The following is a 22389-nucleotide window of genomic DNA, read 5'->3' as shown; positions in this document are numbered from 1 at the left end:
CATTTTCTATTATACTAGTTTCTCCAAGCGATATCCAAGTCCACGAATTGTCTTAATATACTCATTGACGTCATTAGACAATTTTGCTCTCAGTTTGCTGATACAAACAATAATATTATTATCAGATAAATAGAACTCTTCTCCCCAACCATGTTCAAATAACTGTTGCTTGGTAAATACCTTTCCTGGATTTTCCATAAACAGTTTCATTAATCGGTATTCCACAGAAGTTAGCTCAATGGCATTTTGCTCCCTATATAGCACGCAAGAATCCGTATCTAATCTCAAATTTCTGACCTGAAGTTCTCTAACTTCTTGCTTTTTTCCACACATGGAATCATAACGCCTTATGTTTGCTTGAATGCGTGCCACCGCTTCCAACGGATTAAATGGTTTTGTAAGATAATCATCGGCGCCAAGGTCAAGACCCAATATTTTATCATTATCCGCGATTCTTGCTGATAAAATCAATACTGGAATGTTGCTTGTCTCACGGATTTTTTTTAAAAGACGGAATCCATCCAGCCCAGGCATCATAACATCCAAAACAGCCAGGTCTATATCCATTGTTTCAAATTTTACCCAGGCATCTAATCCATCAATTGCCTCCACTACCTGATAACCTTCTTTTTCAAGATAAAGCCGCAGCAAATCTCTTATTTCCAACTCATCATCTGCAATTAATATTGTATGTCCAGATTTCTCATCAACCATAATTTCCTCATTTCTGTCCATCTTTCAATAAACATCTAAAAATCGGCAATCCTATTTCTGGACTGCCGATTATATTTTCACTTGGCATCATTATTAAAATATATATTAATTTTACCTTTTATTGAACTGCGCCATTCTTTATTTCATTTTTTAAAGCGTCATACAATGCAGCATTTGTATGATTTTGGTAAGGTGCTACATAAAATATACTTAATAATCCTATTGTGAAAAGGCTCAAAATATCCCAACCAAGAAATGATAAATCAAGAACAAATGCATTCCATTTTTGTCCTGTCATCATTTCTTTGCTTAACGCAAATGCATTGTGTCTCTCCATATCAGGATTCTCACTCAAGATATAATCAATCATTCGGTATTCATATGCTTTAATAATACCAGGAATAATCAAGAGAAGCGTCCAAAAAAATATAAATAGATTCTTAAAAAACATAGTGATAACAATATTCTTATAGTGATTATCAAATGCGTAGGTAAGTTCGCCTATGTTTGCTTTATGATCCAAATCCTGCACAAAAAATCTTTTAATTCCAACTATCAATGGGTTAATCAGTAATGCTCCAAGCGTCAAACCAATGGCTACAGCAATTAAAACAATCACAATCACTACCACTATAATGGCTACAATCACTGCCACTCGATCTGATTCGGGAATCTTTTGTAAAGCATTATTCACAATTCCATCAAGTCCGTTTGCATCTAATAATTCTTTTACTTCGGCAAGATCACTACTATTTCCACTATTATTGTTAAAACTAGGAAATGAATGATTTGAGTCGAAAGTATATTTAGCTTGTAGACCGCCCGTCAATATTAATGAGAAAAGCGCTACCAATACTGCCTTCCAATAATTCCTATAAAATGATTCCTTCGCTTTACTTTTTAATTCTTCTCTTGACCACATAAATTGTCTCCTTCACGATATATTGCCTCTTTGTTATGTATATAAGATATCATCTATTCCTTAACGGTTAAATCACTTTTCCTTAACAAAACATTAAACCTATTTCATTTTTTTATCTGACCAAACCTCATCCTAATATTATACCTATTATACTATGTGTTTTAAAACTTAACAATTGCTTAATTTGCCATTCACATATTAGCCCATAAATGCATAATATGCTAATGAATAAAATTAAATAACCGGAGAATTTTAAGTGGAATATTATATTAAAGTTGAACCTGATGTAAATATTTTTGTTGAGGATCTTAATCCTACGGGCAAGAAAACAATTTTATTTATACATGGTTGGCCCTTAAGCCATAAGGCGTATGAATACCAGTTTGATAAGCTCCCCGAAATGGGATATCGATGTATCGGAATGGATACCAGGGGCTTTGGTGCCTCCGATAAACCTTGGGGTGGATACTCTTACGATAGCCTGGCCGACGATGTTAGAGCCGTCGTTGAAACGCTTAAACTACAAAATTTCACATTGGCTGGACATTCTATGGGAGGCGCAACTGCAATTAGATACATGGCTCGCCACCATGGCTATGGAGTCTCAAAGCTTGCTCTCTTTGGAGCTGCTGCACCTAGCTTAACTATGCGTCCAGATTTTCCATATGGTTTGCCTAAAGAAGCTGTAACAAAATTAATTGAAGAAACATATAATGACCGACCTAAAATGCTCAGAGATTTTGGCGACATATTTTTATTCCAATATGCCACTCAGCCTCTTTCAGACTGGTTCTTTCAATTGGGTCTAGAAGCTGCTGGATGGGCCACTGCCGCATGTGCTACCACCTTTAGGGACGAAACTTTATTTTCTGATTTAGAAAAGATCAACGTGCCGACCTTAATTCTTCATGGCATCCATGATAAAGTTTGTCTGTTTCCATTGGCTGAAGCTATGAAAAATGGGATCGCAAATTCTACGCTTGTACCCTTTGAAAATAGTGGCCATGGATTATTCTGGGAAGAACGTGACAAATTCAACGAAGAATTAACTACATTCATTGAACAGTAGCGTTTTTCTTCCATCGCGTTCTCCGAGCAGAAATATGCTAATTAAAATAGCTTTCTATGATAAGTATAATTATATCATAGAAAGCTATTTTGTTAATTAATCCTTATCTTAGGAACTACTTAGCAGTTTTCGCAACATCCGCAACAAATTGCAAATTACCGAAAGTTGCCCTATCACCATATTTTCCCATTCCCTCCTAATATGTTTTAACTTACATTACTCCACAAATTTCTTTCGAATCACTTTCGGTAACCCAATCGATAATACCAAACATAAAATTGCAATTAATACAAATATGATAAATATAATATGAGTTGAACTATTTAATGACAGCTTTATCTGGTCCCCTGAAACGCCCATTTGGGATGCCGTACTATACAAATTACGATTGTCTACTCCATTGATGCCTATTTTATTAAAGTAATCCACTATATTTGCATTGAAAATTCCGCCAAATATACTTACACCTATCGTTTGTCCCAACGTCCTAAGAAGTGAATTGGTTGCCGTTGCCGCACCTCTTTTGTTATATTCTACAGATGTCTGAACAACAATTGTTAACGTTGTAAATGCTCCACCCAGTCCAAATCCCATTACAAAAGAAAACAATACCACTAACGTCAATGCAGAATGTACACTCAATGTAGCAAATAATAAAGTGCTAATAAATAACGTAAAAACAGATATCATAATTACGGCTTTTTCTCCATAACTCATAATGCATTTTCCCAAAATAACAGAGGACATTAGCCATGCAACTGACATCGGAGCCATCGCCAGCCCCGAAATAGTCGGCGAAAATCCAAGGATATTCTGGATATAGATTGCCATATATACATCTACACCGATTAATATCGCAGACAACAAAAAGCTGATTAGATTTACATTTATAATTGTCTTCGTAAATATTTCAAATGGAATAATTGGTTCCTTTGCTATTCTTTCAATAAAATAAAATACGATTAATAATAAAGTAGTGACACAAATAGATAGGATAACAAACACATTTTTTTGAAGCCCAAAACTCCCACTATCTAAAAAAATGTTCAAAAATATCATCATCGCCATTGATAAAACGATAATCCCTGCGAAATCAATTTTAACCTTCTTTTTTTGAAATGTTTCTTTTAAACTCTTTTGAAGAAGTACAATGGACAATATGCCGAAAGGTATATTGATAAAGAAAATCCAGTGCCAAGAAAGTACATTTATTAAAAATCCACCTAAAAACGGGCCTAGTAGACTTGCAACGCCCCAAACGGTTCCTATACCGCCTTGAACCTTCGGTCTTTCCTCAAGGCTAAATTCATCTCCGATAATTGTATAGGTAATCGTAAAGATAGCGCCTGCGCCTAGCCCCTGTAAAGCACGAAATGCAATGAGCATATACATACTTTTCGAAAGTCCGCATAAAATACTACCAATTAAAAATATAACAATACCGATAGAAAGTACATTTTTTCTTCCAAACTGATCTGACAATTTCCCATATATGGGAGTTGAAATTGCTGACGTTAATAAATAGATAGAAAATACCAAACTGATAATTTCAAACCCATGTAAATCCTTTACTATTGTTGGAATAGCGGTTGTCACCACGGTTCCTTCTACTGCACCTAAAAACATCGCTACCATTAGTGCAATTACTATATTCTTTTTGCGTGTATCCATTACGTAATAAACCTCATTATTTTAAATTTGCTCATACTATGTGCATTAATTTCTTGTTAACAATACAATGAAAATTGTTAATAGTCAATCTTCCATATAATTAAAAAGTCACATCATCAACTTTACTATATTGACGATGTGACTTTATTTTTAATTTATGGAATCCTTATTTTATTTTAATATAGTGTTATGTTTAATACCTCTAATACACAATAATATACTAGTGCCTTATTCATATTTATCTAATTTACTGATCGAAACAATATTCAAATGGTAGAATTCCTTGAAACTATATGTACATTTTTTATCAAGGATTGCTTTAAACTCTTTATCTGTCATATCATTAACCTTAGGTATTGTATATGCAATTGAGACGCTCCTGGTTGTGCTAGGTCCAAATATTATTGAATATTCTTCCTGATTTAGAAGTTTATTTAAATATGTATTTGAACCATTACTTACATTTCCAATGGAAATCGCCATTTGACCATAACTAACTTTCGTTTCTCTATCTGTTGGATTGTTTACGGTTATATCTACAATATATACGTAATAGTCCATTGTTATTTTCGCCATCGTTTCTTTATTAAACCCTTTGAGATTATCATTTGCATAGCTCATAAAACTGTCTTTTGTATAGACAGTCATTTTATCAACTGAAATATTTAATTTTGAATACTCAAATATGTCCCCTTGCGCATAATATCTTTTTACTGTCTGGGGATAATATGCATTCACATATACGATTCTTCCAGAAACAAGTAATATAATTAATATAATAGATAAAAGCTTCCACCTTTTTATTATACTCCCCTTAACTCTAATTAACATTTTCATTGCCTCCATCTAACATTATTAAATCAACTACTTAAGATTTCTTCATCAATTTTTTTATTATTGTCTTTTTTTATATAGTGATCTAATATCTTACCATCGGATATTATATATATTTCGTCCGACAAAAACTCTAATTCTTCTTTATCATGGCAAGCAATAATAATAAGTGCACCTCTATTTTTTTCTTCTTGCAAAATCTCTCTTACCAGCACAACACCATTCTCATCCAGCGCATTAACTGGCTCATCAAGTATTATAATTTCTGGTTTTTCCATAATTGCGCATGCAATCCCAAGTCTTTGCTTCATGCCAAGTGAATACTTTTTATAGGTTCTTTTATCCTTTGGATCAAGGCCAACTCTTTCAATTGCATGATTTATTTCATCATCACTAATTCTTCCTTGAATAGAGGCAAGCATTTTCAGATTTTTAAATGATGTATATCCAGAAATAAATGATGGATTCTCAATTAATATGCCAAGACTATCTGGAAATGAAATATCCTTTCCCAATATCTTTCCATTAATATCCACGCTTCCTGAATCTGCTAGAATTAATCCGCTGATAGCTCTCATAAGCATCGTTTTTCCAGAACCGTTGCTTCCCTTTAGCCCAAATATTCTGCCGCTTTGAAATTCGATATTAATATCTAATAAAATCGGAACCTTTTTTATAGATTTATTTAATCCTGTTACCTTTATGTACATATAGCTCTCCTTAAATAATATTTTTTCTTTTAAAATAGAAAATGTCACATATGACAGCTACTAGAATCACAATAACGTTCACAACAAATCCAATTACCATATTCATTCCACCATCTAAGAAAATAGAATTTCTGTGAATCATCCAATAATTCCCTAACAAATATGGTGAAGTAATATATGCGGATAAAAACATGATGGTTATTGCTACAAAAAATCCCGCAACAGGTGATACAATCAATGATATAGTCATCTGAAGTTGTGAAACTGCCATTGATGTAACAAGCGGTAGCAAAATAACTAGCACGCATAATGTCATATTCGATATTCCGCCTGCATTTATATTGGAAAAATCTAGTATTTTACTGCATATCAGTTCTGTTGGTGTGATTCCACCGCCACCAAAAATGTATGCGACAATTACGATACATAGATAAATCATGATAACAACCGTAAAATTCCACAAGATCTTACTTATAATCCAATTCGTCCGCGATTGACTCCTTGTAATTATCTGGATTCCACATGCGCTAAGGTCATTTACCGCATAATTACCAATTGTGAATGCTGTTAAAATGCTTATCCCCAAAAATGTAATAGGTATCTCAAAGTCTCCACCCGACGATGCTACAAAACGCTTCATTCCATGAAGCATATTAAGAAGATAATCTATAAATGTTCCATCTGTAGAAACATCAAAGTTCTTCTTTAACCCAACGATATGTACGTACATATATAAACCTGCTATTAGCGAGAAAACTACCACTGCAACTAACTTTTTCAACTCAGCGGCAATTCCTTCGCGCAAATCATATCTAAATAACCTGCCTACTCCGCACTTGCTATTATTGTTCTGCTTTATCCCCATTTATAAAATCCTTCCTGCCTGTTATAAAAAAAGATATCAACATAATAATTAAAATCCCGATAATGATTCTTAATAATGAACTAACATACAGCTTGGAATCTACAAGTTCATTATAGTAATCACCCCATCCGCTCTTCGTAAATAATACGTGAAGATATCTATTTTCACAAAAGCAAAACAATAAAGTTGCCAACATTGTGATAATCTTTGAATTAAATAGCCAATATATTAATAGGCCCCCAATTAATACTACATATACTTCCCCACTATTAATGAACAACACCAATAAAATCTTAATTGGAATGTAAAAATGAACATCCATTATTCCTGTTGCCCAAAAGAACAAACTGTTTGTTGATGAAAAATTCCACCATACTCCATTATATACATAGGCTACAATAAACGATATGATCATATCAAGCGCAATCGTTATGAGAGCGATTCCATATAACTCAAGACACTGCTTGTTCCATAATTTCCGTCTGTTCTTATATCTAATCACATTTACCGAAGTAAAATCATTTCGAATCATATGCATAGAAAAAAACATTGCTATAGGCGTCATCACATAAGCAGTTAGCATACTTCTCATTGCCCATGCAAATGCTCCGTCCCAAGCGCAACCTTGGAATACTCCCCAAAGCTTCTGATATTGATAGGAAAGCATACCTGATAAAATACAGGCAAACAATACCACCATTATGTAATTCCTGAAAACCTTCGGATTTTCAAACATTCTAGAAAAATACTCCACTATTCTGAATTTCATTTTATTATATGGTATCATGCTTACTACCCCTAATAGTCAACAGTGCCAATACAAGCAATATTAATAGCTGTGCCAAAATTATTCCGGCATTTTGTGTATGGAATTTCGGGAAAAATGTATAAACCATAGGTGAATAATCACCTTTTCCCAACCCCCAGGAACAAAATACATGGACTGCAAAATAGATAATAAATGGAGACAATACAACTGCAAATCTATTATCTTCAAAATATGTCATAACAATGCACAAACAGTTTAATAATCCAAAAAATATAAAATCAAATAGTAAATATATTAATATGTATAAAAATGTATGTGAATAAAACAAATCACCAAACACTGAAACTGTTGATACGGGAAACAGCATACTAGATGCTAGTGGAAACATAATCGGTAATGTGCACATACATAATAACAAATTAAATATGAGTGGAATCACTGCAACTGCCCCTCCACTCAAAAAAACAGCTGACAACTTTGCCTTGTAATATTTTTTCTTATCCACCCGTGTAGTAATGTTATTAATATATCCACTTTTTTTATCAATGCATAAAGAAATCCCATATGGTATTGCACACAATAAAGGCATAATAAAAAAGTATATATTGTATCCAATACTTCGGGTTCCGATCCATGCTTCTACCACTGGTACCCCATAGGTTACCTTTTCCAAATATGTTGCAGCCATTGTTCCTTTGTATACCTTATATATACTTTCAGCTAAGATACAGCTATACCTGAAATAATGCCATAACGTTATTCCAATTCCAATCGTAATTGCAAAATAGAAATATTTATTTTTAATAGCCCTTGATAATTCCATTCTAGTTATTGCCTTCATTGCTTGCCCCCTGGTTGATTCTTATCCTAAATCCATTATTGATATATCTAGTTGATATACCTTCGGTTCCATAACCACCACAAAAGCACATCTTTCCAGTCGCCAGTTCTTTATCCGTGATTACATATAATAACTTTAATTTTAGATCACCTTTCGCAAGATAAAACATACTCTGATTAAATGCCATACTAACGTCTGGCTCATGGTAAAGGGAAGAATTACTAACACCAGGCTTTGTCGATGCACTATTTATTATTCCAACATAGTCCACCGGTTTATCCGTCTCAAGGAGCACTATATTGCAACCATCTCCTGATCTAGATGCATAATCAGAATTAACGGATTCAGAATATGTATCCGAAGACATTACCCCATTGTCTTCAATTACCGCCATTTTTAGTTCACCTAAATTAATTATTATATCGCTATCTGTATAATTTGTTAAAGTAACATCGGCAATTACATATGAACTTAACGATTCTGCTTTTTCTTTTGTTACTACCTCATCCATATTTGCAAAATTCCTCACAAAGCAGTTCCACCCTAAATCACCAGATTTCTGAGCACGACTGACTCTTTTATCTACTAAATTCATATACTCATCATTTATCTCATTTGTAATTTTTATATTAGTAACCTTTGCCGAAGCTGGTACATAATTTGGCGAATTTCCACTTACTGTAGAAAAAGATACTGTGTCGCCAATATTTCCATACTGCTGATATAGAAAATCTTCTTCCGTAATGTACACTTTTTTAGAATAATAATCCATTTTATCAGTAATATCCATATTAACAGATTTATTCTCCCGCACCGCAAGAGTATAAGGTTGCCCATCTGAACCTATCAGTTGCCCACTTTCACTATTATTCTCAGAACTTGCTGTTGTTGATTTCTGAGCATCTTTATCACCATTCTGCTGTAATACATAAAATCCTATGACTGATATTAATAAAACTGCGCCCATAACAACTTCGACAATTGGTAACTTTTTCATATAAGATATTTTCCTTTCAATATGATTGGAGGTAGTATATAACTATATTAATTTTTTTATTTATTTTACTTGTCTGCTAAAAAATATCCATTTGCAGCAAAAGCGGAATCACCTGCATATTTCCCTTTGATTCCTGCATTACAGCAACCGCTTTCTCTTACACTATTAACCATATCATTAACAGACTGTCCACTACTTATTGGATAATAATAGCCATAAGAAGCGTCAATATAATCACTCTGTACTCCAGTTCCTGCAGTCGATCCCACTGCATAGATTATAAACTCTGACGATGCTGCATTACAATTTACAAACATTGAAGAATATGTATCTTTTTCAATAAAAGCGGAAACATTATTGTATTCTCCATAGTACGCATATTGAGATATATCATATCCACCTGGTGTATCATTTGCAAAACATAATGTACCCATTGACATAACAAATATTGCTATCAATAGGACTGACATTATCTTACCTTTTTTGTGCTCTTTCGATATTTTTTTCATTATTCTCCTCCATTTATCGTATATACCACCCAGCCATCATAAGTTCATAAATTGAACTTATTTTATCTTACCACATTTCACTATCATATTCCGCTTGATGTAAAAAACTATATACGTTGATGTAAAAAATTAAAGTTTACACTAATATTAATAATCTTATTTCTCCTAATTTAATCTTCAATATAATTTAAAATCCGCTCATCAAATTTACTTATATTGACTTTATGACTTTATTTTGACTTTCCTAGTATACATGACACCTAACAAAATTTATGCAAACAATACCGCCATTATGTAATTCCTGAAAATCATCAAATTTTCAACTATTCTAGAAAAATACTCGACTATTCTGAATTTCATTTTATTATATGGTATCATGCTTACTACCCCTAATAGTCAACAGTGCCAATACAAGCAATATTAATATCTGTGCCAAAATTATTCCGACATTTTGTGTATGGAATTGTGGGAAAAATGTATATACCATAGGTGAATAACCACCTTTTCCCAACCCCCATGAACAAAATACATGAACTGCAAAATAGATGATAAATGGAGACAATACAACCGCAAATCTGTTATCTTCAAAACATGTCATAACAATGCACAAACAGTTAAGTAATCCAAAAAAGATAAAATCAAATAGTAAATATATAAATATGTATAAAAATGTATGTGAATAAAATAGATCACCAAATATTGAAGCTGTTGATACAGGAAACAGTTTACTAGATGCCAGTGGAAACATAACTGGCAGTGTGCACATACATAATAGCAAATTAAATATGAGAGGAATCACAGCAACCGTCCCTCCACTCAAAAAAACAGCTAACAACTTTGCCTTGTAATATTTCTTCTTATCCACCCGCGTCGTAATATTATTAATGTATCCACTTTTCTTATCCAAATACGGAGAAATCCCATATGGTATTGCACACAATAAAGGTAGGATAAAAAAGTAAATATTAGATCCAATATTTCGAGTTCCAATCCATGCTTCTACTACTGGTGTTCCATAGGTTACCTTTTCAAGAAATGTTGAAAACATTGTACCTTTGTATACCTTATATATATCCTCAGCTAAAACATAACTGTACCTGAAATAATGCCATAACGTAATCCCAATACCAACTGTAATTGCAAAATAGAAATATTTATTTTTAAATGCCCTTGATAATTCCATTCTAGTTATTGCCTTCATTGCTTGCCCCCTGGTTGATTCTTATCCTAAATCCATCATTCCTATATCTTATGGTAGCACTAGTTGATATACCTTCGGTTCCATACCCACCACAAAAGCACACCTTTCCAGTCGCCAATTCTTTATCCGTGATTACATATAATAACTTTAATTTTAATTCGCCCTTGGCAAGATAAAACATACTTTCACTAACAGCCATACTGGGGTCAGGCTCATGGTAATATGTAGAATTACCAACACCAGAATTCCCCGATGCACTGCTTATCATTCCAACATAGTCAACAGACTTATCCGTCTGAAGAAGCACTATATTATTACCATCTCCTGATCTTGATACATAATCCTTATTAACTGATTCAGAGTATGTATACCATGACATTATCCCATTATCTTCAATCACCGGCATTTTGAGCTGACTTAAATTAATTATTATATCATTATCTGAATAATTTGTTAAAATAACATCTGCAATCACATATGAACTTAACGATTCTGCCTTTTCTTTTGTTACTGTCTCATCCATATTTGCAAAATTCCTCACAAAGCAGTTCCAGCCAAGCCCGCCTGATTTCTGCGCGCGACTGACGCTTTTATCTACTAAATTCATATCTTCATCACTTATCTCATTTGTAATTTTTATATTAGTAACCTTTGCCGAAGCTGGTACATAATTTGGTGAATTTCCAATTACTGTAGAAAAATATACTGTGTCGCCAATATTTCCATACTGCTGACTCAGAAAATTTCTTTCCGTAATGTAAACTTTTTTAGAATAATAGTCCATTTTATCAGTAATATCCATATTAACAGATTTATCCTCCCTCACCGCAAGCGTATAAGGTTGCCCATTTGAACCTATCAGTTGCCCACTTTCACTATTATTCTCAGAACTTGCTGTTGTTGATTCCTGAGCGTCTTTATCACCATTCTGCTGCAATGCGTAAAATCCTATGACTGATATTAATAAAACTGCGCCCATAACAACTTCGACGATTGGTAACTTTTTCATATAAGCTATATTTCCTTTCAATATGATTTTGGGTTGGTATATAACTAAATTAATGTTTTTATGTATTTTACTTGTCTGCTAAAAACCATCCATTCGCAGCAAAAGCTGAATCACCTGCATATTCCCCTTTGATTCCTGCATTACAGCAACCATTTTCCCTTACAAAATTAATAATATCATCAGCAGTCTCTCCACCACTTAATAAATAACTATGACCACGAGAAGCATCAATATAATCATCCTGATATCCAGTTCCTGCAGTAGATCCGACTGCAGAGATTCTGAATTCAGCAGAAGATGAATCGCAATGAGCATACATTGAAGAATATGTATCTTTTTCAATAAAAGCTGAAATATTATTGTATTCTCCATAGTACGCATATTGAGATATATCATATCCACCTGGCTTAGGATTTGCAAAACATAATGTCCCCATTGACATAACAAATATTGCTATCAATAAAACTGACATTATCTTACCTTTTTTGTGTTCTTTTGATATTTTTTTCATTATTCTCCTCCATTTATCGTATATACCACCCAATCATCATAAGTTCATAAATTGAACTTATTTTATCTTACTACATTTCACTATCATATCCCTCTTGATGTAAAAAACTATATATGTTGATGTAAAAAAATAAAGTTTACACTAGTATTAATAATCTTATTTCTCCTAATTTAATCTTCAATATAATTTAAAATCCGCTCATCAAATTTACTTATATTGACTTTATGACTTTATTTTGACTTTCCTAGTATACATGACACCTAACAAAATTTATGCAAACAATACCGCCATTATATAATTCCTGAAAATCTTCAAATTTTCAACTATTCTAGAAAAATACTCGACTATTCTGAATTTCATTTTATTATATGGTATCATGCTTACTACCCCTAATAGTCAACAGTGCCAATACAAGCAATATTAATATCTGTGCCAAAATTATTCCGACATTTTGTGTATGGAATTGTGGGAAAAATGTATATACCATAGGTGAATAACCACCTTTTCCCAACCCCCAGGAACAAAATACATGAACTGCAAAATAGATGATAAATGGAGACAATACAACCGCAAATCTATTATCTTCAAAATATGTCATAACGATGCACAAACAGTTTAATAATCCAAAAAATATAAAATCAAATAACAAATATATTAATATGTATAAAAATGTATGTGAATAAAACAAATCACCAAATACCGAAGCTGTTGATACTGGAAACAGCATGCTAGATGCCAGTGGAAACATAATTGGTAATGTGCACATACATAATAACAAATTAAATATAAGTGGAATCACAGCAACCGCCCCTCCACTCAAGAAAACTGCCAGCAACTTTGCTTTGTAATATTTTTTTTACCAACCCGTGTAGTAATGTTATTAATATATCCACTTTTTTTATCAATGCATAAAGAAATCCCATATGGTATTGCACACAATAAAGGCATAATAAAAAAGTAAATATTGTATCCAATATTTCGAGTTCCAATCCATGCTTCTACTGCTGGTGTCCCGTAGGTTACCTTTTCAAAGAATGATTCAAACATTGTTCCTTTATATACCTTATATATATACTCAGCTAAAATATAACTATACCTGAAATAATGCCATAACGTAATCCCAATGCCAATCGTAATTGCGAAACAGAAATATTTGTTTCTAAAAGCCCTTGATAATTCCATTCTAGTTATTGCCTTCATTGCTTGCCCCCTGGTTGATTCTTATCCTTATTCCAGTATTAAGATATTTTCTGCCATCACTGTTTGAAACGCCTTCATTTCCATCCCAACCACAAAAGCACACTTTCCCTGTTGCTAATTCTTTATCAGTTATTATATATAATAGCTTTAATTTTAATTCCCCTGTAGGAATGTAAAACTTGTCACTTCTTTTAACAAGATTAACGTCAGGCTCATGGTAATTGGAAAAACCATTAGTACCATTCGTTATTTCTCCAACATAGTCGACCGCCTTATCTTTTCCCAACAATATTCCATTATTACCCGTTGCTGCTAATGATACATAGTCCGAATTCGCAGCCTCAGAATATGTACTCCACGATATTAAACCATTATCTTCAACTACTGCCATTTTTAATTCAGTTCTATCTACTATTATTTCATTTCCCGTATAATTGTTCAAAACAACATCCACAATCACATAAGAACATATTGATTCTGCCATTTCCTTTGTAACTGCAGCACTCATGTTGGCATGATTTCTTATAAAACAATTCCACTCCTTAGTGCCATAATCACCTTCATGTTTTACTCTGGTTTCTATAAGTTGCATATATTCATTATCAATTTTTTTAGTAATTTCTATATTAGTTACCTTCGCAGAAACAGGCGTATAATTTAGTGAAGTTGCCATTTGTTTTGCGCAATATACTGTGTCACCAATATTTCCGTACTGTTGATTTAGAAATTTATCTTCTGTTATATATACCTTTTTTGAATAATAATCCATTTTATCCGCAATTGTACTATTACTGCCAGATTTATCATTAAAAACAGCACTTGTATAAGGCTGCCCCATAGTATCTAGCAACTGCCCACTACTTTCACTATTATTTTCTGGGTTTTCAATTGTTAATTTCTGAGCATTACTACCACCATTCTGCTGTAATGCATAAAATCCTATAATTGATATTAATAAAACTGCACCCATAACAACTTCGACAATTGGTAACTTTTTCATATAAGATACATTTCCTTTCAATATGATTTGGGGGTGATAATTCCATCTTAGTAATCACCTTCATTGCTTGCCCCTTAGTTGATTCTTATCTTAAAGCCATCATTTCTATATCTTCTAGTTCCACTGTCCGAACCACCCTCGGTTCCAAATCCACCACAAAAGCACACCTTTCCAGTTTCCAATTCTTTATCCGTTATAACATATAATATCTTTAATTTTAATTCGCCTTTGGCAAGATAAAACATGCTTTCACTAAAGGCCATACTGGCGTCGGGCTCGTGGTAATATGTAAAATCACTAATACCCGGCGTTCCCGATGCACTAGTTATCATCCCAACATAGTCAACAGATTTATCCATTTCAAGAAGCACATAATTGCTACCATCTGCTCTTGATACATAATCCTTATTAACTGATTCAGAATATGTATACCATGACATTAAGCCATTATCTTCAATTACTGGCATTTTTAATGAACTTAAAGTAATTATTATATCGTTATCTGAATAATTTGTTAAAGTAACATCAGCAATCACATAGGAACTTAGTGATTCTGCCTTTTCTTTTGTTACTACATCATCCATATATGCATGATTTATTACAAAGCAGTTCCACCCGCGACTACCCATTTTATATTCACGATTGACTTTTTTATCTACTAAATTCATATATTCATCACTTATCTCATTTGTTATTTTGATATTAGTAACCTCAGCCGAAGCTGGTACATGGTTAAATGAAGAACCAGTTGATGCTGCAAAAAATACTGTATCACCAATATTGCCATACTGCTGACTCAGAAATTTTTCTTCGGTAATGTACATCTCTTTTGAATAATAATTCATTATATCCGTAGCATCCAGATTGGCAGATTTGTCCTCTCTCATAGGCGGCGTATAAGCTTGCTCGCTTGAACTTAATGATTGTCCACTTTCGCTATTATTCTCTACACTTACTGTTGTCGATTTCTGAGCATCATTATCTGTGTTATCCTTTTGTAATTCGTAAAATCCAATTATTGATATTAACAAAACTACTCCCATAACAACTTCAGCGATTGGTAACTTTTTCATACAAGATATATTTCCTTTCAATATGATTTTGGGTTGATAATTCCATCTTAGTAATAACCTTCATTGCTTGCCCCTTAGTTGATTCTTATCCTAAAGCCATCATTCCTATATCTTCTGGTTCCACTGTCCGAACCGCCCTCGGTTCCCAACCCACCGCAAAAACACCCCTTTCCGGTCGCCAATTCTTTATGCGTGATTACATATAATAACTTTAATTTTAATTCACCTTTCGCAAGATAAAACAAACTTGCACTTTCTGCCATGCTAACGTCGGGTTCGTGGTATTCTATAGAATTACTAATACCAGACTATTAACTGATTCAGAATATGTATACCATGACATTATCCCATTATCTTCAATTACTGGAATTTTTAGTGTATTTATATTAAATCTTATATCATTATCTGTATAATTTGTTAAAGTAACATCGACAATTACATATGAGCTTAACGATTCTGCCTTTTCTTTCGTTACTGCATCATCCATATTTGAGAAATTTCTCACAAAACAGTTCCACCCTGGGCGACCAGACTTCTGTGAGCGGTTGACTTCTTTTTCTACTAAATTCATATATTCATCACTTATCTCATTTGTAATTTTGATATTAGTAACCTTTGCTGAAGCTGGTACATATTGAAATGAAGATTCAGTTGATGCGGCAAAAAATACTGTGTCACCAATATTACCATACTGTTGACTTAGAAATTTTTCTTCGGTAATATACATCTCCTTTGAATAATAATTCATTATATCAGTAGCATCCAGATTGGCAGATTTATCCTCTCTCATAGGAGGAGTATAAGCTTGCCCACTTGAATCTGTCCGCTACTCACTTTCGCTATTATTCTCTGCACTTACTGTTGTTGATTTCTGAGCATTATTATCTGTGTTATCCTTTTTCAATGCGTAAAATCCTATAATTGATATTATCAAAACTGCTCCCATAACAACTTCAACGATCGGTAACTTTTTCATACTAGATACATTCCTTTCAATATGGTTTTGGGGTTGGTATATACAAAAATCAGTATTATTAATTTGTTTTATTAACTTATTTTATATTACCACGTTTCACAATCGTATCCCGCTTGATGTAAAAAACTATATACGTTAATGTAAAAAGTTAAAATTAATTTATTCTTTCATATAATTTAAAAGCCACCTCATCAACTTTACTTTTATTGATGATGCGGCTTTATTTTGACTTTATTTTGTTTTTCTAGATATACATAATGACTTCTGATACGAAACGATCTTTCATTGGGCCAAGTGTCAGTTTACCATTATATTTTTTAACGATCTTTTCTATATTGTTGATTCCAATGCCATGATTCACTTTATCAGGCTTCGATGTAAGTAATCTTCCATTCGCATCATACGTGATCGCCTCTTCAAATTTATTTGATACATTTATGATTAAGTTACCCTTTTTACAGTCGATATTGACTAATATCACTTTATCTGAATTGAGCTTTTCCACTGCTGAAATTGCGTTATCGAGGATATTTCCGATGATTACACTCATATCAAATGGGTCCAATTCTATATCGTTTGGCACTGACACTTTACATATCAAAGAGATCCCTTTTTCAAAGGATTCTTGCGCTTTGAAATTCAATATACTATCCAAAATTGTATTGCCTGAGTCTATATAAATGGTATTGAATCCGGCGGTATTATTAACCGAATCAATATATTGTACTATTTTTTCACAATTTTGATTTTGTGCAAGTCCTTTTATACTATTTAAGGTATTCTTAATATCATGTTTTACAGAACGAATTGTATGATAGGATTCCGACATATATTGTAACTGCTCAACATAATATTTGTTTTCCTGCTGGAGTGCATTTTGCTCCAGAGACTTTTTATACGTTTCACTCAATGCCTCATATAATATGATAATAACAGAATCTGTGGCTAATATGCTAATAATCCCAAAAAACACTTCAACCAAATTTAGACCCACCATTCTGCATAATAACGTAATAAAATAAAGCGAAAATACGGGTACCATAATTACAGCTACCCAATATCTTATTGGCAAACTGATTGAATCTGGTCTTTTCATTCTTCCAACCATTAATGCAATGATATATTCCACGGTATATACTGAAATTTGAATCGGATAATGCATCTCGCTCTTAGCTACCCCAGTCATTAATATAGTAGCTAATAACTGTATTCCGACCAATATTAATGAAGTATATACAACAAACATACTGCGTTTTCTGACCTCATCTTCAAACGAAAAGGAAAATACAAAAGCACCTGCAAAATAACATAGCATCTTGAAAATATTTGCATCTTCACCATACGCTCCAACGGATACAAGAATAAAGCATGCAAAAAAGAGCATAGACTTCAATTCCTTTGATTTTTTTTGCTGTTTTAAAAATGCATTAGCAAATTTATTGATTACGTAAGTTCCAAATAAACCACCTAAAAGTGCAATTAGGATATTTATATTTTCCATACTACCAAATGTTCCCATACTTTTCCCCATTCCTGCCCTACTTTAGCTAGACATATCATAAGTTTGTGTGTTACTATCCCCAACACCTATCTAGTTTATGGTACCGTCAAAAAGATTGTAATACATTATGAATACTACACTCGCCTCTCAAATTCGGCATGCAATTCACGAACTTCTTTTCTTTTGGACTGGCTTATCTCCAATTGAGTGCCATCTGTCATCACCAAAGCTTCGTAGCCGAGCCGAGAAATATGATTATAGTTAACCAGATATGACTTATGTATGAAGAAAAACTTATTAGCCTTTAGCTGTTCATATATATCGCCAAGATTACAATAGAACTCATAGGTCTCATCCGTTGTATACATAATAACCTTCCGAGCGCGGCTCTGAAAATATAATATTTTTGAGATTGGTTTTCTAATTGTCTCTCTACCAACCACGAAAGGAAAAATCTCATTTCCAGTTTTTATAAGATTATAGGCCTTTGTAACAACCGCCTTTACTTGCAATTCATCTAGCGGCTTAATCAGGAAGTCCATTGGTCTTACCTTAAATAGTTGCATTGCATAACTGCTTTGAGATGAAATATATATAATTTGCGTAATTTCATCATGAAATTCTTCTCTTATTTTGCGCCCAACGTCTATTCCATCCATATCCGGCATCTCTATATCCAAAAATATAGCATGAAATTCTGTTCCTTTTTTCAGTTCTTCATAAAGCTTCATTCCACCTATAAATATATCGACATGAAACTCCTCATGAAGGAACTCTTCCATCGAATATATCATCTTTTGTAATTGTTCACTTATGATTGCGTCGTCGTCACAAATCGCTATTTTTATCATACGTATTCCCCTCATATCTAATGATAAGAACTATTTTTATTATTTACACGTTTAATTGTTTAACATTCTTTAAGATTTATTTTGAATTTATTTTTTATATTTCAGCAAAATTATATCACTATATGTCGATTTATACTATTAATATTTTCCCTAAACATTACCAATATATTGCCGCTATACATTTCTTTTCCTTCATAACCACTCCTATTTTCAATAGTTGTTTTACCATTACATCTTAATGTCAACTTAATAATTAATTTACATAGTTGCGTGCGCAATTCTTTCATACTTATATTCAAATATTTCCCGCAAATTCTCTGACGTTTATGTAATAAAAAGCAGTATCATTTCTAAAAAATAAATGATACTGCTTTTTATAAGTTTTTGCATCTTAAAATCCAATTGCAAAACTGAATCGTTTGAAAATCATAATATAGATACTCCTAATTTCAACATTTTATCTTTCGACTGGATAAACCTTTGTTTATTTAATACTCCCACGCAATTTTCTTTTATAGAAGCAAAATAACCTGCTTTCACAGCATCTGATGCCGTTGATTTTACGCAGCAGTTTCCATCAATCCCAACTACTTCGATATCATTTATGCTATGCTCTTTAAGATAATCCAGCAAAATAGGATTACTAAAACAGCTAGACTTATCCTTAATTATTACGACATCAGATACAACATTAAGATCAGGAACAAATTCTGAAACATAATTTTCTTGCCTTCTGACTTTAAGATTTTTGATATAAATTACGCTATCCTTATTCGCATAATACTCTGCAATACGCATATTAATGTTTGTAATTATTTTTTCTCTTTCATACAGATACTTGGAATTTTCTCCAATGTAATCCTCTTGCATATCCACCACAATTAAAGCCCTCATACGCACCTCATTCTTATTGATGTTAATCAAATGAATGCTAATTACTTCTTCGTAATTGGTATCCATACTTCGACAATCGACTCATCATTTCCTTCATTAAACCGTTCATCGTAAGATTCTACAACATATGATTTCCCATCTAGTAGACTACGCTCATAATAGTCTTTATTATCTGTTAGCCATTTATTGATAGCATCATTCTCGCTTGTATACCCTTTAGAAATATATACATCAAAGGATGCATATAACGAAGTCGGTAGCATCAAATATGTCAATCCCTTCGTGTTATCATCTTTTACGCTAACACCAACATGACATGTATTAATCTCCTCTCCAAATAATCTGATTTCATATCCGTTCTCTGAAACTTTATTATCTATTTTGTCTTTTACCTTACTAAATTCACTCCATAACTTTCCTGTTTCATTTCCATTTCCGGTAATCCCTGCAACTAGCATCTTTCCTTTTTTCACTATATTAGGACTCACAAGTATTCCTCCTTTTAGACGATTTGCAAATTTCTTAATCATTTCTTCCACCGATACTATGTCAGGAACATATCCACACTTCCGGAAAGCATTTGGAGACATTCCATAATAGGACTTAAATGTACGACTAAAAGACTGTGAAGAATTGAACCCACATGCAAAACATATCGTAGTGATTGGTTCACTCGTATTGCTAAGCATTCTACAAGCTTTTTCAAGTCTCCTCTCTCTGATAAACATCGTAATTGTCTTGCCTACTATCGCAGAAAAAATGTGATGAAAATAGAATGGCGAAAAATGAAATGTTTCAGCAACAATTTCATAACTTAGATCGTCATCTAAATTGTCGTCAATATAATGAAGTGCTTGACTTATTTTACTGAAATTTTTCATATCATTTTTCTCCTTTCAAAATTATATTGTAGCTACAAAATAATAATATCACATGCCTTTTGGGGAGTCTTAACAATTCTTGCTTCATTCTTACAATTTTATTTTTTTATATAAATGTACCTCTATCAATCAGACTATGATATTTCTTCCGGATAGTTCATTCCCCAATCTTTCCTTATGTGCGTCATAACTTCCATTACGTCTTTTGTATAATCTAGATGCATATAACTTTCCTTATCTGTAATTGACTTTCCTACAACCGCTTTTTCTGTAACTTCTTTGTCCGTAACTGCTTTGTCCATAGCGGCCTTATCTGTAACTGCTTTTTCCGCAACTGCCTTTTCCATATCTTCAATTTCATACCACAATGCGTCTTGCATATCCCCAATCTGAACAATCTCCTTCTCTCCAGTTTCAGTATACGTAATTACAGCCTGCATTGCACGAGGGTATTCCATGATTTCCACATATCCTTTATCACATGAAATCATACCTCTTTTCGGCTGTTTCGAATGTAATGAAATTGCTATCGATACCATTTGTTGCTCTTCATTCATCATTAAGATAGTCGCTTGTTCATCCACTTTTGTAGATGCATACTTCACTTGACTAACAATTTTTTTCGGATTTGATTTCAAAAACCATCTTGCAAATGAAAGCGCATAAACACCGATATCCAGCATAGCTCCACCCGCAAGATTACGATTGAAAAATCTATTATTCATATCATACTCTTTATAACTACCAAAATTGATGGTAATTACATTCACATCACCGAGGTCACCCCCATTTACAATCTCATCAAGTTTCTTATATAAAGGCATATGGTATAAAGTCATTGCCTCCGCCAATATCACATTTTTATCATTTGCAAGCGTGATTGCTTCTTCTAGTTCATCACTGTTTAATGTAATTGATTTTTCACACAAAACATGTTTTCCTCTTGATAATGCTTCCCTTAAAAATTGAATATGTGTATTGTGAGGCGTTGTAATATAAATAATATCGACTTCATCATCCTCAAATATATCTTTGTAGTCATCATAGACCTTCTCAACATCATACTTTTTTCCATACGCTACTGCTTTTTCATGTGTTCTATTCCCAATCGCATATATTTTATTGTTATGTTTTTTCATTGCTTCTGCAAATTCATTGGCGATTACTCCACATCCTAAAACTGCCCAATTATAATTTTTCTTTTCTATCATTTCTACCATTCCTTTCAATTTTATTAAATATGCAAGATCAACAAATCTCTAGTGTTATTCAGCTTCATCACATTATTTTGAAGCCACTTTTAATATACCATACCATTTATCACTCATAAACATTTTTCTTAAATCCCTACCTATATTTTACTCAAGCGCCTCAGCCCGTATGAAAATTTA

At 33.0% G+C, this 22389-nt stretch carries 26 protein-coding genes; 1 reads left to right on the top strand and 25 read right to left on the bottom strand.

The features are described 5' to 3' along the window. Nucleotides 1-9: 9 nt before the first annotated feature. Both BMY18_RS14775 and BMY18_RS14770 read right to left on the bottom strand, forming a co-directional pair. Nucleotides 10-714 carry a response regulator transcription factor gene (locus BMY18_RS14775; RefSeq protein WP_092455419.1) on the bottom strand — a complete coding sequence of 235 codons (705 nt, stop codon included), beginning with the start codon at nucleotides 712-714 and terminating at the stop codon, nucleotides 10-12. Nucleotides 715-832: 118 nt separating this feature from the next. Next, nucleotides 833-1636 carry a DUF975 family protein gene (locus BMY18_RS14770; protein ID WP_092455417.1) on the bottom strand — a complete coding sequence of 268 codons (804 nt, stop codon included), beginning with the start codon at nucleotides 1634-1636 and terminating at the stop codon, nucleotides 833-835. Nucleotides 1637-1892: 256 nt separating this feature from the next. Here BMY18_RS14770 and BMY18_RS14765 point away from each other — a divergent pair, with 256 nt between their 5' ends. Next, entirely contained in the window at nucleotides 1893-2705 is an 813-nt protein-coding gene (locus tag BMY18_RS14765) for an alpha/beta fold hydrolase (protein WP_092455415.1), read from the top strand. A gap of 216 nt (nucleotides 2706-2921) precedes the next feature. Here the strand turns inward: BMY18_RS14765 and BMY18_RS14760 are convergent, their stop codons facing one another. The 23 genes from BMY18_RS14760 to BMY18_RS14655 form a co-directional block, all read right to left on the bottom strand. After that, nucleotides 2922-4376: an MDR family MFS transporter gene (locus tag BMY18_RS14760; protein WP_092455413.1), complete on the bottom strand. Its 1455-nt coding sequence runs from the start codon at nucleotides 4374-4376 to the stop codon at nucleotides 2922-2924. Between the two features lie 228 nt (nucleotides 4377-4604). After that, the gene (locus BMY18_RS14755) at nucleotides 4605-5207 is read right to left on the bottom strand and encodes a hypothetical protein (RefSeq protein ID WP_092455411.1); all 603 of its coding nucleotides are present in this window, start codon (nucleotides 5205-5207) and stop codon (nucleotides 4605-4607) included. A 29-nt stretch (nucleotides 5208-5236) separates the two neighbouring features. Further along, the gene (locus tag BMY18_RS14750; RefSeq protein ID WP_092455409.1) at nucleotides 5237-5920 is read right to left on the bottom strand and encodes an ABC transporter ATP-binding protein; all 684 of its coding nucleotides are present in this window, start codon (nucleotides 5918-5920) and stop codon (nucleotides 5237-5239) included. A gap of 10 nt (nucleotides 5921-5930) precedes the next feature. After that, nucleotides 5931-6785, bottom strand: coding sequence for a hypothetical protein (locus tag BMY18_RS14745; protein ID WP_092455407.1), 855 nt, complete (start codon nucleotides 6783-6785; stop codon nucleotides 5931-5933). Continuing rightward, a complete protein-coding gene (locus BMY18_RS14740; RefSeq protein ID WP_092455405.1) occupies nucleotides 6763-7572 on the bottom strand; it encodes a hypothetical protein in 810 nt (269 codons plus the stop codon). The genes BMY18_RS14745 and BMY18_RS14740 overlap by 23 nt, the downstream gene beginning before the upstream one ends. Beyond that, nucleotides 7559-8395 (bottom strand): hypothetical protein, encoded by an 837-nt coding sequence (locus BMY18_RS14735; protein WP_092455403.1) that lies wholly within the window; start codon nucleotides 8393-8395, stop codon nucleotides 7559-7561. The genes BMY18_RS14740 and BMY18_RS14735 overlap by 14 nt, the downstream gene beginning before the upstream one ends. Continuing rightward, nucleotides 8379-9392: a hypothetical protein gene (locus tag BMY18_RS14730; RefSeq protein WP_092455401.1), complete on the bottom strand. Its 1014-nt coding sequence runs from the start codon at nucleotides 9390-9392 to the stop codon at nucleotides 8379-8381. The genes BMY18_RS14735 and BMY18_RS14730 overlap by 17 nt, the downstream gene beginning before the upstream one ends. Nucleotides 9393-9457: 65 nt before the next feature. Beyond that, a complete protein-coding gene (locus BMY18_RS14725; protein ID WP_092455399.1) occupies nucleotides 9458-9901 on the bottom strand; it encodes a hypothetical protein in 444 nt (147 codons plus the stop codon). Nucleotides 9902-10265: 364 nt separating this feature from the next. After that, the gene (locus BMY18_RS14720; protein ID WP_092455397.1) at nucleotides 10266-11102 is read right to left on the bottom strand and encodes a hypothetical protein; all 837 of its coding nucleotides are present in this window, start codon (nucleotides 11100-11102) and stop codon (nucleotides 10266-10268) included. Then, nucleotides 11086-12111 carry a hypothetical protein gene (locus tag BMY18_RS14715; RefSeq protein ID WP_092455396.1) on the bottom strand — a complete coding sequence of 342 codons (1026 nt, stop codon included), beginning with the start codon at nucleotides 12109-12111 and terminating at the stop codon, nucleotides 11086-11088. Before BMY18_RS14715 ends, BMY18_RS14720 begins: the two co-directional genes overlap by 17 nt. A gap of 67 nt (nucleotides 12112-12178) precedes the next feature. Beyond that, entirely contained in the window at nucleotides 12179-12622 is a 444-nt protein-coding gene (locus BMY18_RS14710; protein ID WP_092455394.1) for a hypothetical protein, read from the bottom strand. 364 nt (nucleotides 12623-12986) lie between these two features. After that, nucleotides 12987-13421: a hypothetical protein gene (locus tag BMY18_RS14705; protein ID WP_092455392.1), complete on the bottom strand. Its 435-nt coding sequence runs from the start codon at nucleotides 13419-13421 to the stop codon at nucleotides 12987-12989. Nucleotides 13422-13438: 17 nt separating this feature from the next. Beyond that, nucleotides 13439-13822: a hypothetical protein gene (locus BMY18_RS14700; RefSeq protein WP_092455390.1), complete on the bottom strand. Its 384-nt coding sequence runs from the start codon at nucleotides 13820-13822 to the stop codon at nucleotides 13439-13441. Further along, nucleotides 13806-14822, bottom strand: coding sequence for a hypothetical protein (locus tag BMY18_RS14695; protein ID WP_092455388.1), 1017 nt, complete (start codon nucleotides 14820-14822; stop codon nucleotides 13806-13808). The genes BMY18_RS14700 and BMY18_RS14695 overlap by 17 nt, the downstream gene beginning before the upstream one ends. Nucleotides 14823-14896: 74 nt before the next feature. After that, nucleotides 14897-15895 (bottom strand): hypothetical protein, encoded by a 999-nt coding sequence (locus BMY18_RS14690; protein WP_092455386.1) that lies wholly within the window; start codon nucleotides 15893-15895, stop codon nucleotides 14897-14899. Nucleotides 15896-15969: 74 nt separating this feature from the next. Next, entirely contained in the window at nucleotides 15970-16158 is a 189-nt protein-coding gene (locus BMY18_RS14685; RefSeq protein WP_092455384.1) for a hypothetical protein, read from the bottom strand. A gap of 23 nt (nucleotides 16159-16181) precedes the next feature. After that, entirely contained in the window at nucleotides 16182-16685 is a 504-nt protein-coding gene (locus tag BMY18_RS14680) for a hypothetical protein (protein ID WP_170841426.1), read from the bottom strand. Nucleotides 16686-16721: 36 nt separating this feature from the next. Next, nucleotides 16722-16871: a hypothetical protein gene (locus BMY18_RS21125; protein WP_170841425.1), complete on the bottom strand. Its 150-nt coding sequence runs from the start codon at nucleotides 16869-16871 to the stop codon at nucleotides 16722-16724. A gap of 244 nt (nucleotides 16872-17115) precedes the next feature. Continuing rightward, nucleotides 17116-18402 carry a sensor histidine kinase gene (locus BMY18_RS14675; RefSeq protein ID WP_092455380.1) on the bottom strand — a complete coding sequence of 429 codons (1287 nt, stop codon included), beginning with the start codon at nucleotides 18400-18402 and terminating at the stop codon, nucleotides 17116-17118. A gap of 104 nt (nucleotides 18403-18506) precedes the next feature. Next, a complete protein-coding gene (locus BMY18_RS14670) occupies nucleotides 18507-19223 on the bottom strand; it encodes a LytR/AlgR family response regulator transcription factor (RefSeq protein WP_170841424.1) in 717 nt (238 codons plus the stop codon). Nucleotides 19224-19649: 426 nt separating this feature from the next. After that, nucleotides 19650-20117: a cysteine hydrolase family protein gene (locus BMY18_RS14665; protein WP_170841423.1), complete on the bottom strand. Its 468-nt coding sequence runs from the start codon at nucleotides 20115-20117 to the stop codon at nucleotides 19650-19652. 41 nt (nucleotides 20118-20158) lie between these two features. Further along, on the bottom strand, nucleotides 20159-20998 hold the full coding sequence (locus BMY18_RS14660; RefSeq protein ID WP_092455373.1) for an AraC family transcriptional regulator: 840 nt from the start codon (nucleotides 20996-20998) through the stop codon (nucleotides 20159-20161). A gap of 134 nt (nucleotides 20999-21132) precedes the next feature. Further along, a complete protein-coding gene (locus BMY18_RS14655) occupies nucleotides 21133-22209 on the bottom strand; it encodes a Gfo/Idh/MocA family protein (RefSeq protein WP_170841422.1) in 1077 nt (358 codons plus the stop codon). Nucleotides 22210-22389: the final 180 nt, after the last annotated feature.

This window comes from [Clostridium] fimetarium (assembly GCF_900111235.1).
Taxonomy (GTDB): Bacteria; Bacillota; Clostridia; order Lachnospirales; family Lachnospiraceae; genus Clostridium_N; species Clostridium_N fimetarium.
Note: the sequence above shows the minus strand (reverse complement) of the source record. Positions and strands in the feature narration are given on the sequence as shown.